Here is a 1,546-nt window from a genome sequence, read left to right as displayed (position 1 = left end):
TTATCTATTTATGTTTGAAATGAATCCATTTATCCATCTCGGGATTTCTTCTTTTGAAAAGAAGGAAAAGAACACCAAATTGCCATACCCCCCCCCGTGAGATAAATTTGAGTTTTATTTCCATTGAAAAAGAAAATCACAGAGCATTTAGGAATGGAAGAAATATAAAATACCAACTATTTGTATTAGGAAAAAATAATTTTGACCAGATATGGGGCGTGCCTTTGTTTTGGTCTTAAGTGAAAACAAACAGCCCGTCCTAAGCTCCACCACAAATATCTTACCTCTCGGAGTAAAGCCTAGCAACAGACCGTTTGAATTTACAAAGTTAAATTTTTTAATAGAACCAGATAAAAAGAGATGGTTCATAAACACAGTTTATAATGAGAAGAATATATAATATATTTCTATTATTAGGAGTTATTGCTATTACAATGGTAGCATGTGAGAAAGACGAAGATTACTCCAAACAATCAAACACAGAAAATGAAGTTTATTGGTCAGAAGAAGATGTGAAAATCCAAAATCAGATTTTAGATTTCCAGAATAAAATTAAAAACAATAGTTTTAAGGATGGGGAAATGATGAGTGTTGAAGATGCCGTTTGGAATATGGAAGCGTTGCTTAATTTTAATTACTCTACACCTGATTTACAAATTAACAACTTGACTGTCGATAAGTCCTTTATAATTGATTTAAGTGTTGAAAATGACATGGTATCTTATTCTGATGTCGTGGCAGCTGTTTTTGAAATGGAGGAACACTTATTAGCTACATTGAATTCTTTACCTGGAGCTGATAATTTTATTTTTGCTACTGATATCAGTATTGGTAATAATGAGCTGAAAAATGGTTCATTAAAAATCTCAATGACCACAGGTTTTGGGAGTGAGTATGTTGATAATCCTGGTGTATATATACCTTTTGGAGAAAATGATTATTGGCGATATGGTTATGGAGAAGGAGGCTGTGGCATAAATAATTCTGATAACTCTGATGCCGCTAAAGAGATCGAATACAAAATAAATAATATTGAGAATATTGAATTAATTGACCCTTATGTAGATTCATATATTGTAGATTTAACACCAAAAGAGATTATTGCAGATAATTATGCAAATCCAGATGATGTTCCAAATTCGAATGGAATACTTCTAGATAATTGGTTAGATTATGCTATGTATTATGAAATGGAACGTATAGAATATCCAATAGATGGATGTCTTGAACCAATTGAGATGAATTTCTATCTTCAGGGAACTCTTGATGTAATTCAAATTGAATTAGCTAATTTACAAATAGCTTACCCTAATAACGAATTAGAATTCGTTTATCTATTCCTAGAAGGAAATACGTTTAGTTATAATGGAGTCAACTCAAAATTACATACTGGAGAAATAACTTTTGGTAAAAGGGTAGTTCGCATTCCAAATGATTAATAATATAAGAAATGAGTATGTTAGACCTGTCTAGCATACTCATTACTAAAATAAATTATAGGGTTACCCATTTAAGTCTCGTGTAATTTAATCGAAGCGTAAGCAAT

Annotated in this window: 1 protein-coding gene; it reads left to right on the top strand. The window is 31.3% G+C overall.

Annotation, left to right across the window (positions count from 1 at the left end):
* Window positions 1-383: 383 nt before the first annotated feature.
* On the top strand, window positions 384-1,439 hold the full coding sequence (locus tag HNS38_RS20015) for a hypothetical protein (protein ID WP_172284888.1): 1,056 nt from the start codon (window positions 384-386) through the stop codon (window positions 1,437-1,439).
* Window positions 1,440-1,546: the final 107 nt, after the last annotated feature.

Origin of the sequence: Lentimicrobium sp. L6 (assembly GCF_013166655.1) — a bacterium.
In the GTDB taxonomy this organism is placed as follows: Bacteria; Bacteroidota; Bacteroidia; order Bacteroidales; family UBA12170; genus UBA12170.
Note: the sequence above shows the minus strand (reverse complement) of the source record. Positions and strands in the feature narration are given on the sequence as shown.

Excerpts from the sequence above, each read along its gene's own strand:
- HNS38_RS20015 (WP_172284888.1), top strand. The coding sequence starts at position 384 with ATGAGAAGAATATATAATATATTTCTATTATTAGGAGTTATTGCTATT.